Origin of the sequence: Streptomyces scabichelini (assembly GCF_011045015.1) — a bacterium.
Lineage (GTDB): Bacteria > Actinomycetota > Actinomycetes > Streptomycetales > Streptomycetaceae > Streptomyces > Streptomyces scabichelini.
On sequence record NZ_JAAKZY010000047.1, the window covers coordinates 41,290 to 55,322 of the forward strand.

Consider the following 14,033-nt stretch of genomic DNA (forward strand, 5'->3'; position numbering starts at 1 on the left):
GGCGGCGTCACCGCCCCGCACCGGCGGGCCGCGGGTCCAGCTCACGGGCGAAGAACTGAGCCAGCGGTGCGTGGTGGACCTCAGGGTCGTCCCACTCGTTCTCCAGGTTCTCGGCCATGTGATGGGTGCCGAGCAGTTCGCCGACCCGCCAGTGGCGGATCACCGGATGCAGATACGCGGCGTCGAAGGCGTCGTCGACCGAGTTCTGGGCGGTGCGGCGCACGGTGATGTCGAAAGGGTCGACCTTGTCGTGGTCGGGGCCGTACTCCAGGGTGACGGTGAAGTAGTCGCCCCGCTCGGTGAGAGGGCTGCCGTGCGCGTACGCGACCGGTACCTCCTCGTGGTAGCGCACCGGTTCGCCGGGCACCGTGACCAGCACGTCCCCGAGCACGCCGAACTGCTGCCACAGCGCCGAACTCCGGTTGACCCGCGCCACCACGGCGTCCGCGAGCGCGGACGGATCCGTGTCCACGGACAGCTGCGGCCAGGGCCGGTCGTGATGGCGTTCGTCGAGAATCCGGCTCAACGCGCGTACGGCGTAACGGAATCCGTGGATGAAGCCGCCGGTGGACTTCTTGAAGTCGCGCTGCTGCATCAAGGTGCCGGCGAAGTACAGACCGGGCACGTTCACCGACTCGTAGGCCGGAGAGAGCCCGGCGAAACGGTCGTTGATCACCAGCTCGGGCCGGCAGTCGGGAGCGAAGACAGAGGCGTCGAAGCGGAAGCCGGTGCACAGGATGACCCGGTCGTAGCGCAGTTCCTTCACGACCTCGTTCGCCCGGGAGAAGCTGAAGCGGACCCGGTACATATCGTCTGCGGCGTCCTCGCCGGCTCTGTCGATCGACAGCACATGGCCGTCCAACAGGGCGTTCTGCGACTTGAGTTGATAGGTGTCGAGAAAGTTGTTGTTGACGGCGCGAAGATGGCCGACGTAGTGGCTGTTCCAGGCCATCCGTATGGAGTGCGGCCCGGCCACATGGATCACGGCGGCCGTCTCGACGAGGTTGTCGGCCGTTTCCAGCGCGGAGTTGCCCTTGCCGATGATCAGAACGCGCTGGTCGGTGAAGTCCTCGGGGTCGGTCGACACGACGGAGTAGTCCTCGGCGGTCTCGATGCCGGGAATGTCAGGGGTGTTGGGCCGCGTCAGTCCCGTGGCCATGACCAGGCGCCGGCCGTGGTGCTCCGCACCGTGCTGGTCGTCGACCGTGAATCCGTCGTCGGTACGGCGGATCCGTACCGCCCGGGTGTCGTACGCGACGTCGAGCTTGAACGCCTCGGCGAAGTCCGCCAGGTAGCGCACGAGGTCGTCGGCGTGCGGGAAGTAGCGCTTGCTGTAACGGGTGAACAGCAGTTGGGGGTCCGGGGACAGCAGCGAGTTCCAGTCCATCCGGAGGTTGAGCTCGGGGTCGGAGGTGCCGTTGTAGATCTTGTTGATGGAGATCAGCTTGCGGTGCCGGGGAAAGGTGCGGAAGAAGGTGCCCGGGGTGGGTCCGCCCTCCAGAATCCGGTAGCTGTGGCCCGCGGCCTGCAGCAGCTGCCCGAGCTGGAGTCCCGCGGGACCGCCACCGATCACGAGATAGTCGAGCGGTTCATTGTGCACGGTGCCTTCCTTACGGTGGGGGAGTGTCTGAAAGGGCCGTGAGACGTGCGGGAGTTCGGAAAGGCGACACTGGGCGTCGATGGGCAGGGAGCGACGTGCGGCACCCCGTACGCGACTTGCGGCTTGCGCGGCTTGCAGCTCGATGGCTTGCGGTGTGGCGTCGGCCCAATGATATTGAAACGTCAACGAGGACCCTAGTAACGGCAGTTCAGCTTTGGCAACACCGCGATCCGGCCGGGTTTCACTCGTGGAGCGGGGCTCAGGTGTTCCCGCCGGTCCACACGGCCAGGAGTGCGGCCGCCCTGCCGGGGCGCAAGGGAGGGGAGATCGCTCACGAGCTGGAGATGAGCCGGCCGCGGGTGTCCAGGCATCTGCGGGTGCTGCGGGAAGCCGAGGTCGTCGCCGTACGGGCGACACTTGGACGCGATGCCCGACGTCCCCCAGGAACGGCCGCGTCGCTCGGCCAGAGGAGCAGCGAAGTGATGAGCGCGACCCACACCACCGTCATTGACGGTCGGCCTGCACTGCAGTTCGAATGTCACCTGAAGCGCAGCCGGGAGAAGGTCTGGCCGGCCGTCACCGATCCCCGTCATCTGAGCCAGTGGTATCCGTTTCGAGTGACGGAAACTGGAGCCGAGGGTCGGCGGGCGGCTTGCCTTCGACGACGGTGAGGGGACGGTCTACGCGGCCACCATCACCCACTTCGACCCGCCGCGGCTGTTCGCGTTCGACGAGCACGATCCGGACGGCAAGGAGCGGGAGTTCGACGGTCACCTCAGGATCGAGCTGCGCGGCGAGGGCGCCGGTTGCCTCCTGGTGTTGACGCACGTCATGGCCGATCCCTCGATCGCCGACAGTGCCTCCGGAGGCTGGCAGACGTGCCTGGAGGAGCTTGTGGCGCAGCTCGAGATGCCTGGATGACCGCCCGGGCCGGTGGGCCGGCCGCTGTCCGGCCGGTCCCTGGCGGAGCCGGATGACGATGGCTGCTGCGGTGGCGGTGCCACCCGACTCCGCAGCGAGCCCATCAGTACAGTGCCGGGTCCGAGTCAGGCGGGGGTGACGTTTTCGGCTTGGGGTCCCTTGGGGCCCTGCGTCACGTCGAACTGGACCTTCTGGCCCTCGTTGAGTTCCCGGTATCCGGTGCTGGCGATGGCCGAGTAGTGGACGAACACGTCCGGGCCGCCGCCGTCCTGTTCGATGAAGCCGAATCCCTTCTCTGCGTTGAACCACTTCACAGTGCCCGTAGCCATTTCGATCTCCTTCATGGGCCCTGCGCGCGTCGCTTCTGGGCGGTCGCGCTTTGATCGTTGACGGGTTTCCCAGGGCTGCGGGAGGCAAACGCGGGTCATCCGTGAGGGTGTGCCTACGGACCGCATGACCCCCTGGGGCCGTCGTGCCACGTACGCGGTGCTGAAGTCATGAAGTCACTCGTTGGCCGAAAGGAGGCGTGTGACATCGACAGTGCCCGCTCCGGTCTGCGGTTGGGGGATGAGGGCCCAGAGGCCGGCCAGCGCGGCGAAGGTGGCAACGAGGGCGATCGCTCCGGTGCGGCCCTTCGCCCAGCCGGCCCGGAACCGGATCGGGTCCTCCACCAGGACCTTGGAGAGCCACGCGGCCGCGACGGACACGGTGAGGACGACGGCCGTACGGCTCCAGCCCGCCGTGCCGAGCCGTTCCTCGCTCAGCAGCAGGTAGACGGGCCAGTGCCAGAGATAGAGGCTGTACGAGATCAGGCCGGTCCAGCGCAGGGGAGCTGCGGCGAGGACACGGCCGACCGGGGTGTGGGGAGCCCGGGCGAGGCAGGCGATGAGCAGGGCGGCGGCCAGCGCGTGGAGGAAGAGTGCGCCCTGGAACAGGGAGTGGGCGTTCTGCCCGTCGGCGGTGATCCAGTACGCCCCGATCCCGCACGCCAGGGCAAGGCCGCACCAGCCGGCCGCACGTTCGCCGGCGCGGGCCAGGAGCCGGGAGGCCGGTGGGGTGGCCATCAGGGAACCGAGGAGAAGGGAGAAGGCGCGGGTGTCGGTGCCTTCGTAGACGCGTGTGGTGTCGGACGGGACGGTGAGCACGATCATGAGGACCAGCGAGACGGTGGCTCCGGCCGCGGCCACGGCGGCGACGCGTCGGCCCGCGTTGCGGCCACGGGTCGCAAGGCCCAGAACCAGCGGCCAGATCACATAGAACTGCTCCTCGACGGCGATGCTCCAGAGATGGTTGAAGACCCTCGTGTCGGCCGAGTTCCAGTAGCCGACCTGGTCGGCGATGAAGTGCCAGTTGGCGAGGTTCGCCACCACCCACGGACTGTCGTCGAGGGCGTAACGGAGCAGGTTCGGCGGGCCGAACGCCCACACGAGGATCAGGGTGCCCGCGATCGTCACGGCGAGCGCGGGCAGCAGGCGGCGTGCGCGCCGGCCCCAGAAGGCGATGAGGTCGATGCGGCCGTTGCCCGCCCGCGTCTCCTTCAGCAGGAGGCCGGTGATGAGGAAGCCGGACAGGACGAAGAAGAGGTCCACGCCGAGGAAGCCGCCGCTGAAGTGGCCGGCGTGGAACAACAGCACACCCAGGACGGCCAGACCGCGCAGGCCGTCGAGCGGGGCGATGTGCCGCTCGGTCGGCGGAACAGACAGGGGCGCAGAGGGAGGGGTGGTGCGGGTGCGGCGGCGGGCACGCGCGGGTGATGGCTGGGTGGGCATGGGTCTCCATCGGCAGGGACGAGGCGCCCCCGGCCCCGGGCATGGGGGCAGGGACGCCTCGCGGGAGGTGGTGCAGCAGGCCGGTCGGCCCTCGGACGGCGAGGAGGCCTCGACTACCGACAGCCGAGCTGGCTGTAGACCTTCTCGCCGGTCCACGGCCCGGTGGCCCACTGGTTCACCTCGGGCGGGGTGAAGCCGTACCGCTTCTGGAGCTCCTCGCCGAACCAAGCAGCGAACGCGGCCGAGCCCTGCTGGCACGAGTGGATGCCGTCCTTGCCGCGCTGGGCCTTGGCCGAGTTGCTGTCGGTGCCCCACAGGGCGGAGGCGTCGAGGTAGCGGACCGTGTCAGGGTGCTTGTCCGCCACGTCCTCGGCGGACTGGGGCGCGGTCTTGAGCGCGGCCTCGTGCGGCTTGTAGAAGTCGTCGATCTTGAAGGGCGGTGCGGACACGATGAGAAGGTCGGCGCCCGCGTTGTTCACCGTCTTGACCAGACGCTCGTAGGCGGCGCGCTGTTCGTCCCGGGTGCCCCAGTCGTAGGTGGTGACCTGATAGGCGACGACGTCCGGTTCGAAGGACTCCAGTGCCTTCGGGAGGGTCTCCCACGTGGGCGCCGCGATCTCGCCGATGACTCCGCCGCCGCCGGTGGATGCCACGGACTTGAAATCCACGTTGCCGGCCTTCATCGCCGCGCCGAGGGCGGGGGCCTGGGCCTCCGCGATGGAGTCGCCCATCCACAGGAGCTTGTGCGGCTTGGCGTCCCGCTTCTCGTTGCCGGACGCCTGCTGGTCGCCGGTTGTGCCGGCTGTCTCGGTGCGGCCATCGGCCGCGGTCTCTGAACCGTTGCCGGAACCCTGGCAGGCGGTAAGGGGAAGCGTGGCCGCGACGGCGGCGAGGGTGAGCCCGGCGAGGCGACGGGCGCTCCGAAGCCGTGGCGAGTAAGTGGTCTTGGCGTTCATGCGCTCCAGCACAGTCCACGCGATCGCCCCTCGGGCGGCCTGTCATCGTTTCATCATGGAACGCGAAACGGGGCGTCATACGCTGTGCGCACCCTGGTAGAAGACACCCGTTCGGCTGGAGAAGAGCGCACAAACCCATGGCACGAGTCCTGCTCATCGAAGACGACCCCGCCGTACAGAGGGGTGTCGCCCTCGCTCTGAAGCGCCGGTGGCATGAGGTGGAGGTCGCAGGCAGCGGCGAGACCGGACTGCTGACCCTGGAGCGTTACCGGCCCGACCTGGTGCTGCTCGACCTGATGCTGCCGAACATGAGCGGCCTGGAAGTGTGCCGCCGGATCAGAGAGAGCAAGCAGATACCCATCATCATCCTCTCCGCGCGGGGTGATGAGATCGACATGGTCGTCGGCCTGGAAGCGGGCGCCGACGACTACATCGTCAAACCGGCGGGCGCGGAGATCCTCGAAGCGCGCATAAGAGCGGTCCTACGCCGGGTCGCGCCCGCCCAGGACACCCGGACGGGACCCCCAGCGGTGGCAGGTGCGGAGCACTATGCGGACCTCACGGTGGACCGCACCACCTTGGTGGTGACCAAGCACGGCTCCGAACTGTCCCTGGCGCCTTCCGAGCTCAAGCTGCTGCTGTTCCTCACCGCGGCTCCCGGCCAGGTCTACTCACGCCAGCAGCTCCTGGAACAGGTCTGGGAGCACTCCTTCTACGGCGACGTCCGCCTGGTCGACGCCTGCGTGATGCGGCTGCGAGCCAAGATCGAGGACGATCCGCGCAAGCCGCTGTACGTGCAGACCGTCCGTGGCTTCGGCTACCGCTTCGGTCCCCTGTGATGGACCTCGAGCCGCGTATGCCCCGTGGTCTGCGCATGCCCCGTAGTCTGCGTGTGCCCCGTGGTCTGCGTGTGCGGCTCGTCGTCGCCTTCCTCCTGGCCGCCGCCTTCGGCGCCCTGCTCACGGCCGGACTCACCTTCCACCAGGCCCGCTCGGCCATCCTGGAGCGCACCCAGAACACCGCCGTCGCCGACCTGCGCACCCAGCTCGACTCCCTCGCGACCGACCTGACCTTCCCACCCCGCACCGAAGACCTGCGTAGCCTGACCCGCCAGCTCGACCAGGCCGGAGGCTGGCGGGCGTGGCACTCCTCGGCCTCGTACAAGGGTGGCAAACCGGTCTCGGCCTCTCCCCGCACGCCACCCGTGCCGGAGGGGCTGCGCAAAGCCGTCCAGGACGACGGCCGGGCGGCCTACCAACGGGTCGAACGCGCCGGCCGCCCCTGGCTGGCGCTCGGGATGCCCGTCGCCTACGCCGGTGACCCCGGCCGGCCCGACAGCGCGGGCAAACGTTCCGGACTGACCGTGTACGCCGCCTTCCCCCTCGACGACGACCAAGCCGACATCGCCGCCCTGGTCACCGCAGCTCAGGCCGGTGCCATCCCCGCGCTTGCCCTCGCTCTCGTACCGGCCCTCTTCGCGGCTCGCAGCGTCCTGCGTCCCGTACGCCGGCTGCACCACGGGGCCGAACGCATCGCCGCCGGGGAACTCGGTACCCGCCTCGACGCCGCGGGCCACGACGAACTCGCCGATCTGACCCACTCCTTCAACACCATGGCCCACACCCTGGAGAAAGACGCCGCCGAGCTGCGCCGCATGGAAGCGGGCGCACGCCGGTTCGCCGCCGACGTCGCGCACGAACTCCGTACACCACTGGCGGCCATGACCGCCGTCACGGAAGTCCTCGACGAGGATGCCGCCTCGGGCATCCTGCCCCCCGACACAGCCGATGCCGTCCAGCTCGTCAGCGAGGAGATCCGTACCCTCGCCCGCATGGTCGAAGACCTGATGGAAGTCTCCCGCTTCGACGCCAACGCCGCCCCCGTCCACCTGGAGGAAGCCGACCTGCGCACCATCGCGGCCAAGACCCTCCAACTGCGCGGCTGGGCCCACGACGAACGCGTCCGTGCCGACCTGGCCGACGAAGTCCTCGTACGCGCCGATCCCCGCCGCATCGACGTCATCCTGGCCAACCTCATCACCAACGCACTGCGCCATGGACGTCCGCCCGTCACCGTCACCGCCCGAACCGAGAACAACCAGGCCGTCGTCACCGTCACCGATCAGGGACCCGGCATCCCTGACGAGGCACTCCCGCATGTCTTCGAACGTTTCTACAAAGCCGACACGGCACGTACTCGATCCGAAGGCAGCGGTCTCGGCCTGGCCATCGCCTACGAAAACGCTCTCCTGCACGGCGGCACACTCACCGCTGCCAACGCCCCCGACGGCGGTGCCGCCTTCACCCTCAGACTGCCTCGCGCCACCTCCCCGCAGGGACAGCGATGACCCACCGACCCACGGCCAGGACCGGCCGCCGTACCAGGAGAGCCGCCCTCGGCGCCCTGACCGTCCTGCTCGCCGCCACCGCCGCCGGATGCGGAATCAGCCCCACCGGCCCGGTGCATGCCGGTGCACCGGCATCCGGCATCCGGCAGCCCGGCACCGAGGCCCACTCCGTGCGCCTGTACTTCGCCGGCCCCTACGGCATTCGCTCCGTCTCACGCCCCACGGACCGGCCACTCAGCCCCCAGCGAGCCCTCGACCTCCTTCTGGAAGGCCCCACCCCCGCCGAACGCGACCGCGGCCTGATCACCCAAGTGCCGCCGATGGCCGGACAGCTGACCGCCACCACGACCAAGGGAGCCGTCGACGTCCTCGTTCCCGGCGAAGTCGGCTCCGGCGACCTCGACGTCACGACGGTCAGTCAAATCGCCTGCACCGCCGCCCACGCCGAAGTCCCCGGCAACGAACCCGCCACACAGGTCGACATCCGCATCCACGAGAACCTCACTCGCTCCCGGACGCCCTGGACAGTCCGCTGTGGTCCGAACGGCAACGTGACACCGGTGACCGGCTGACACACCGCCGGTCACCGGCCGCTGTTTCGAACCGACGATGTGGGCGAAGCAACGTCGTTTCCGTGACCTGTGCCATTTCCCTCAGCGGAGCCGCGGGCTAGCGTCTTTCTCCACGTTCCCCAGCGAATTCGGACAGCCAGTGCACGCAGATCTCTCCCCGGTCATAGCGGCGACCGCTCAGTGGCTGACGTGTTCGTATCCGTCGGGCGGTGGTGCGCTGGACTCCGCTCTCTCGGAGGTGCAGGCCCGGCAGGCCGTGATCGTCGCGGCGTGGTTGCGCTATCCGACGCCGATGGATGCCGCGCTCGTCGGGATGGCGGGCCCCGGAGGATCCGCCCGGCTCGACTGGATCACGGGTGCGGACGGCACCGGGGCCGACGACGCGGACGCGTACGCGTGGCGTACCTGGGTGGACGAGGTCGTGGCGAGCTGGGCGGCATGTCTGCTCACCGATCCGACGCTGGCCGAGAGGGCGGTGTCCGCACTCGCCGACTCCGGCCACACGGCCGGTTCGCCGGCCGAGTTCCGGCGTCTGGTCGCTCCCGATGAGCGCGACCGGCGGGCGGCAGCGCTGCTGCGCCATCCGGACTTCCTCTCGCCCGTAGCCGAACTCCACCACGCCGATCTCCTGGACCGACTGAAGCCGGGACAGGCGCTCACCGCCTGAAACCGGAAGCACCCGCTCCGACTGCCTGGGGCACAGGCATGTCCCGCGGTCGGCAGGGAAACCGGTGACGCATGTCAAGAACCAAGCGATACGTCAAAGCATGCGATACGTGGCCGAGGCCTGCCCACGCTGTGCTTCTGTCGTCGGCCGGCGGGGCGGCGATGCACGGCCCCGTCGGCAGCGCGTCGACTCCCGGCCCGGCTGTGACGACGGCTGCCGAGTGCGCGTCCAGCCGGCAGTAACCCGGCGATAACAGCGCCACGGCGGCCTGTCCAGCCAGGCATCAGGTGTCCGCCTTCGCTCTGCGTGAGTCACCCGGATGCCGTACACCACCGAGCCCCCGGCGCCGCCGCGGCGGACGCTGATCGAGAGCTCGACGGCCTTCGGCCACATCAGGAGCCCGGCGGCGAAAACAGGGGCCGATACGCCGTCGTCGCGTACAGAGGAGATCGAAATGAGTACCGCTCTCTCACGGAACTGGGACCACGCCGTCGTCACCGGCGGCGCCGGTTTCGTCGGTTCGCACCTGTGCTCCGCCCTGCTGGACTCGGGTGCGGCGGTCACCTGCGTGGACGACTTCAGCACCGGCCGGCCCGAGAACGTGGCCGCGCTCCTCGACCGACCCGGATTCACCCTGGTGCAGGCCAATGTCGCCGAGGGACTCACCGTCGAGCGGCCACCCGATCTCGTACTGCACTTCGCCTCCCCGGCATCCCCGGCCGACTATCTGCGGCTGCCCCTGCACACGATGGAGACCGGCAGCCTCGGCACGCGCAACGCCTTGGAACTCGCCCACGGCTCCGGAGCCCGCTTTCTTCTCGCCTCTACCTCCGAGGTCTACGGAGACCCACAGCAGAACCCCCAGGACGAGCGGTACTGGGGCCATGTGAACCCGGTCGGACCACGCAGCGTGTACGACGAGGCCAAACGTTTCGGTGAGGCACTGACCACCGCCCACGCCGAAGCCCACGGCAGCGACACGGGCATCGTGCGGCTGTTCAACACCTACGGCCCGCGCATGCGCGGGCACGACGGCCGCGCCGTCCCGACCTTCGTCCGGCAGGCGCTGAACGGTGAACCCCTCACCGTCACCGGTGACGGACGCCAGACCCGGTCCCTGTGCTACGTCGACGACACCGTGCGCGGCATTCTCGCGGCGGCGGCGCACGGGATGCGCGGCCCCGTCAATATCGGCAATCCCACCGAGATCACCATGCTCGAGCTGGCCCGGCTCGTCATCGAACTCACCGGATCCCGCTCGGAGATCCGCTTCATCGAACGACCGACGGACGACCCGGCCGTGCGCTGCCCGGACATCGCGCTGGCCCGCGACAAGCTCGGATGGGAACCGCGGGTGACCGCCGAAGAAGGGCTGCGCCGCACGATCGCCTGGTTCTGCGACCACGCGACCGCCGACCGCTGATCCCACGCACCGCGCAGCCGTCCCCGCCGACTCCCTGTCAGGCGGCGCCGCCTTCGCCCCGATCCGCCGAAAGACCTGGGAACCCGCCCATGCGCATCCTCGGAATCAACGCCCTCTTCCACGATCCGGCCGCCGCTCTCGTGATCGACGGCAGGACCGTCGCCGCCGCGGAGGAGGAGCGGTTCTCCCGGCGCAAGCACGGGAAGCGGCCGGTGCCGTTCTCCGCCTGGGAACTTCCGGAGAAGGCCGCCGCCTGGTGCCTGAAGCGCGCGGGGCTGCGCCCGCAGGATCTCGACGCGGTCACCTACTCCTTCGACCCGGCGCTCGCCCGCCCGGCCGAGTCCATGGGCCTCGACGACCCCTGGGACCAGCTGCGCCTGACGTACGCGCGCGAGGCGCCCGGCTTCCTCAAGACCGCGCTGCCGGGCCTCGATCCGGGCATCGTCCGCTTCGTACCGCACCACATGGCGCACGCCGCGTCGAGCGCCTTCGCCGCGCCGGACGCCGAGCCGTCGTCCGTACTCGTCCTGGACGGCCGCGGGGAACGGGCCTCGCATCTGGCCGCGTACCGGGTCGGGGACCGGCTGGAACCCCTCTGCGCGCAGGAACTGCCGCATTCCCTGGGGCTGGTCTACGAAGAGCTCACCGAACACCTCGGATTCCTGCGCTCCTCCGACGAGTTCAAGGTGATGGCCCTCGCGGCGCACGGCACCCCGCGCATGCTGCCCGAACTGCGCCGCCACGTGTATCCCACGGGCGACGGCGGGTTCCGTGCCACCGCGGTGCCCTGGCACGAACTGTGCGCACCCCGCGGCCCGGACGAGCCCTGGACGCAGGACCACGCCGATGTCGCCGCAAGCGCCCAGGCCGTACTGGAGGAGACGCTGCTCGATCTCGTCCGCTGGCTGCACGGGAGGACGCACCACAGCGTGCTCACCCTCGCCGGAGGCGTCGCGCTCAACTGTGTCGCCAACTCGCGGATCGCCCGCGAGGGCCCGTTCTCCCGGGTGTGGGTGCAGCCGGCGGCCGGTGACGCCGGTACGGCTCTGGGCGGCGCCCTGCTGCTGGCCGCCGGCGGAGGGGACGAGCCGCAGCCCATGACCGGGGCCGACCTCGGCCGGGACTGGTCGGACGCGGAGCTCGGAGCCTGGCTGAAGACGGCGGCCGTGCCCTTCGACCGGCCGCCGGACATCGCCGCGACCGTGGCGCGCGCCCTGGCCGACAACGGGATCGTCGCCTGGTTCCAGGGCCGCTCGGAGTACGGTCCCAGGGCGCTCGGCCACCGCTCGCTGCTGGCCCATCCCGGGCACGCGGGCAATCTGGAACGGCTCAACGACGTCAAGGGCCGCGAGCAGTTCCGGCCGGTGGCGCCGATGGTGCTCGCCGACCGCGCCGCGGAGGTCTTCGACGGTCCGCTGCCGAGCCCGTACATGCTCTTCGTGCACGACGTGGCGCAGGCCTGGCGGGAGCGCATCCCGGCTGTCGTGCACGTCGACGGGACCGCCCGTATCCAGACCGTCGATCCGGCCCAGGACCCGCTGGTGGCCCGCATGCTCAGCGAGTTCGAGCGGCTCACCGGACTGCCCGTGGTGGTCAACACCAGCCTGAACACGGCGGGCCGGCCCATGGTGGACGACCCGCGCGACGCGCTGGAGTGCTTCGGGTCCTCGCCCGTCGATCTGCTGGCCATCGGCCCGTACGCGATCCGGCGCGAGAGCTTCTTCCGCTCCGCCGCGGCCGAAGGGGGAGTGCGATGACGGAGTACGGAGAAGGAGAAGAGGCGGCGGAGCCGGCCGACGACGCGTACGCCGTCGTCATCCCCACGCTGGGACGCCCCAGCCTGGGCGGATGCCTGCGCGCGCTGGCCGATGCCGAAGGCCCCAAGCCGGTACGGATGATCCTCGTCGACGACCGTCCCGAGACCGGCGGCACACCCCTCGCGGTCGACGTCCCGGTCGCCCTGCGTTCCGTCACCACCGTCGTGCGGGGCCGCGCCCGGGGACCGGCCGCGGCGCGCAACACGGGGTGGCGGGCGGCCGGTCGTGTGCCCTGGATCGTCTTCCTCGACGACGATGTGGTGCCCGGCCACACCTGGGGTGACGACCTCGTCCTTGACCTCGCGGGGGCGACATACCGCACCGCCGGGATCACGGCTCGTATCGCAGTGCCGCTGCCGGTGGACCGCAGGCCGAACGACTGGGAACGCAATACCGCCGGGCTCGCCACCGCACGGTGGATCACCGCCGACATGGCGTACCGCCGGGAGGCACTGGAGGCCGTCGGCGGATTCGACGAACGGTTCCGGCGCGCCTTCCGGGAGGACGCGGACCTTGCCCTGCGGGTGCTCGCCGCCGGCTGGACGTTGACCGCCGGGACCCGGACCACGACCCATCCGGTGCGTCCGGCAGACCGCTGGATCTCCGTACGTCTCCAGGCGGGCAACGCGGACGACGTACTGATGACCCGGCGCCACGGCCGCGACTGGCGGAGCCGGGCCGGAGCGCCACGCGGGCGCCGGCCCCGCCACCTGGCGGTGACCGGAGCGGCGGTCGCGGCCCTCTCCTGCGCCGTGCTCGGCAGGCGCCGCGCCGCCGTGGCCTGTGCTGCCGCCTGGCTGGCCGGGACCGCCGAATTCGCGCTGGCCCGGATCGCGCCGGGGCCGCGGACCCGGGACGAGGTGATCACCATGGCCCTGACCAGTGTGCTCATCCCGCCCGCCGCCACCTGGCACTGGCTGCGCGGGCAGGCCGGACACCGCGGGACGCTGCCGCTCGGCCCGTACGAGGCCGGTGAGCCGCCGCGCGAACCCCGGCAGCCTCTCCTGGAACGGGTGCGCCCATGACCGGCTCCTCGACACCCCGGCCCCCGGAGGTCCTCGCGCGTTCCGCGACCGGATCGTGGCTGTTCGACGGGCCTCCGGACGCCCGCCCGGACGCGCCGCCGTCACGGTCCGACCCGGGCGGCGACCTTCCGGCGGCGGTCCTGTTCGACCGCGACGGCACGCTCGTGGTGGACGTGCCCTACAACGGCGACCCGGCGCGGGTCGAACCCATGCCGTCGGCGCGGGAGGCCGTCGAGGCGGTACGCGCCCTGGGGATTCCGGTCGGGGTCGTGAGCAACCAGTCGGGTGTGGCCCGCGGGATGCTGACGTACCGTCAAGTCGAGGCCGTACGGCGCCGGGTGGAGGACCTCCTCGGTCCGTTCGCCGTGTGGGCGGTCTGCCCGCACGGACCGGACGACGGCTGCGGCTGCCGCAAACCCGCCCCGGGCCTGATCCTGGCCGCCTGCGAACGACTCGGCGTCTCCGCCGAACGCACCACCGTCATCGGCGACATCGGCGCCGACATGGCAGCCGCCCGCGCCGCCGGCGCCCGCGGCGTACTGGTGCCGACCCCCATCACCCGCCCCGAGGAGATCGAAACCGCCGACACCACGGCCCCCGACCTGCTCGCAGCAGTGCGGCTGGTGCAGAGCGCGGGTTCTGACGGGCCGGAGTCCGTGCGCCGGCCGGAAACTGTGCCGGAGCGGCCGCGGCCGGTGGATGATGCCGAGGACGTGAACCCGGCGCGCCGTGCGGCGGGCGGGCCCGAGTCCGGGCACGGGGGCGACGGCGTGCGTCGGGCGGAGGCTCTGCCGGGTCGGCCGGGGTCGGTGGACCGGGCTGAGGGCGCGTTTCTGGCGGGTCGTGCGGCGGGCGGGTCGGAGTCCGGGCGTGGGGTCGGGGGTGTGCGTCGGGCGGAGGCTCTGCCGGGTCGGCCGGGGTCGGTGGACCGGGCTG

At 70.7% G+C, this 14,033-nt stretch carries 14 protein-coding genes; 10 read left to right on the forward strand and 4 right to left on the reverse strand.

The features are described 5' to 3' along the window. Positions 1-7 precede the first annotated feature (7 nt). Entirely contained in the window at positions 8-1,600 is a 1,593-nt protein-coding gene (locus G5C60_RS17110; RefSeq protein WP_165260074.1) for an NAD(P)-binding domain-containing protein, read from the reverse strand. Between the two features lie 263 nt (positions 1,601-1,863). Between G5C60_RS17110 and G5C60_RS54150 the strand changes: the two genes are divergently transcribed. Both G5C60_RS54150 and G5C60_RS54155 read left to right on the forward strand, forming a co-directional pair. After that, entirely contained in the window at positions 1,864-2,271 is a 408-nt protein-coding gene (locus G5C60_RS54150; protein WP_165260110.1) for an ArsR family transcriptional regulator, read from the forward strand. After that, the gene (locus tag G5C60_RS54155) at positions 2,228-2,521 is read left to right on the forward strand and encodes an SRPBCC domain-containing protein (RefSeq protein WP_165260112.1); all 294 of its coding nucleotides are present in this window, start codon (positions 2,228-2,230) and stop codon (positions 2,519-2,521) included. Before G5C60_RS54150 ends, G5C60_RS54155 begins: the two co-directional genes overlap by 44 nt. A 125-nt stretch (positions 2,522-2,646) precedes the next feature. Here G5C60_RS54155 and G5C60_RS17125 read toward each other — a convergent pair whose 3' ends face one another. From G5C60_RS17125 to G5C60_RS17135, 3 genes are all read right to left on the reverse strand, one after another. Next, positions 2,647-2,850, reverse strand: coding sequence for a cold-shock protein (locus G5C60_RS17125; protein WP_165260076.1), 204 nt, complete (start codon positions 2,848-2,850; stop codon positions 2,647-2,649). Positions 2,851-3,024: 174 nt separating this feature from the next. Further along, positions 3,025-4,290: an acyltransferase family protein gene (locus tag G5C60_RS17130; RefSeq protein WP_165260078.1), complete on the reverse strand. Its 1,266-nt coding sequence runs from the start codon at positions 4,288-4,290 to the stop codon at positions 3,025-3,027. A 113-nt stretch (positions 4,291-4,403) separates the two neighbouring features. After that, the gene (locus G5C60_RS17135) at positions 4,404-5,246 is read right to left on the reverse strand and encodes an SGNH/GDSL hydrolase family protein (RefSeq protein ID WP_165260080.1); all 843 of its coding nucleotides are present in this window, start codon (positions 5,244-5,246) and stop codon (positions 4,404-4,406) included. Between the two features lie 137 nt (positions 5,247-5,383). Between G5C60_RS17135 and G5C60_RS17140 the strand changes: the two genes are divergently transcribed. The 8 genes from G5C60_RS17140 to G5C60_RS54160 form a co-directional block, all read left to right on the forward strand. Beyond that, the gene (locus tag G5C60_RS17140) at positions 5,384-6,085 is read left to right on the forward strand and encodes a response regulator transcription factor (RefSeq protein WP_165260082.1); all 702 of its coding nucleotides are present in this window, start codon (positions 5,384-5,386) and stop codon (positions 6,083-6,085) included. A 35-nt stretch (positions 6,086-6,120) separates the two neighbouring features. Next, complete coding sequence (locus tag G5C60_RS17145; RefSeq protein ID WP_165260084.1) at positions 6,121-7,593, forward strand: sensor histidine kinase; 1,473 nt, start codon at positions 6,121-6,123, stop codon at positions 7,591-7,593. Beyond that, positions 7,590-8,165: a GerMN domain-containing protein gene (locus tag G5C60_RS17150; protein ID WP_206439634.1), complete on the forward strand. Its 576-nt coding sequence runs from the start codon at positions 7,590-7,592 to the stop codon at positions 8,163-8,165. Before G5C60_RS17145 ends, G5C60_RS17150 begins: the two co-directional genes overlap by 4 nt. A gap of 139 nt (positions 8,166-8,304) precedes the next feature. Next, entirely contained in the window at positions 8,305-8,832 is a 528-nt protein-coding gene (locus G5C60_RS17155) for a hypothetical protein (protein ID WP_165260086.1), read from the forward strand. Positions 8,833-9,286: 454 nt separating this feature from the next. Then, a complete protein-coding gene (locus G5C60_RS17160) occupies positions 9,287-10,255 on the forward strand; it encodes a UDP-glucuronic acid decarboxylase family protein (RefSeq protein ID WP_165260088.1) in 969 nt (322 codons plus the stop codon). Between the two features lie 89 nt (positions 10,256-10,344). Next, positions 10,345-12,012 (forward strand): carbamoyltransferase family protein, encoded by a 1,668-nt coding sequence (locus tag G5C60_RS17165; protein ID WP_165260090.1) that lies wholly within the window; start codon positions 10,345-10,347, stop codon positions 12,010-12,012. Continuing rightward, complete coding sequence (locus G5C60_RS17170; protein ID WP_165260092.1) at positions 12,009-13,097, forward strand: glycosyltransferase family 2 protein; 1,089 nt, start codon at positions 12,009-12,011, stop codon at positions 13,095-13,097. Before G5C60_RS17165 ends, G5C60_RS17170 begins: the two co-directional genes overlap by 4 nt. Further along, the coding region (locus tag G5C60_RS54160) for a D-glycero-alpha-D-manno-heptose-1,7-bisphosphate 7-phosphatase (RefSeq protein WP_420907379.1) at positions 13,094-14,033 on the forward strand (940 nt) is incomplete at its 3' end. The genes G5C60_RS17170 and G5C60_RS54160, both read left to right, overlap by 4 nt.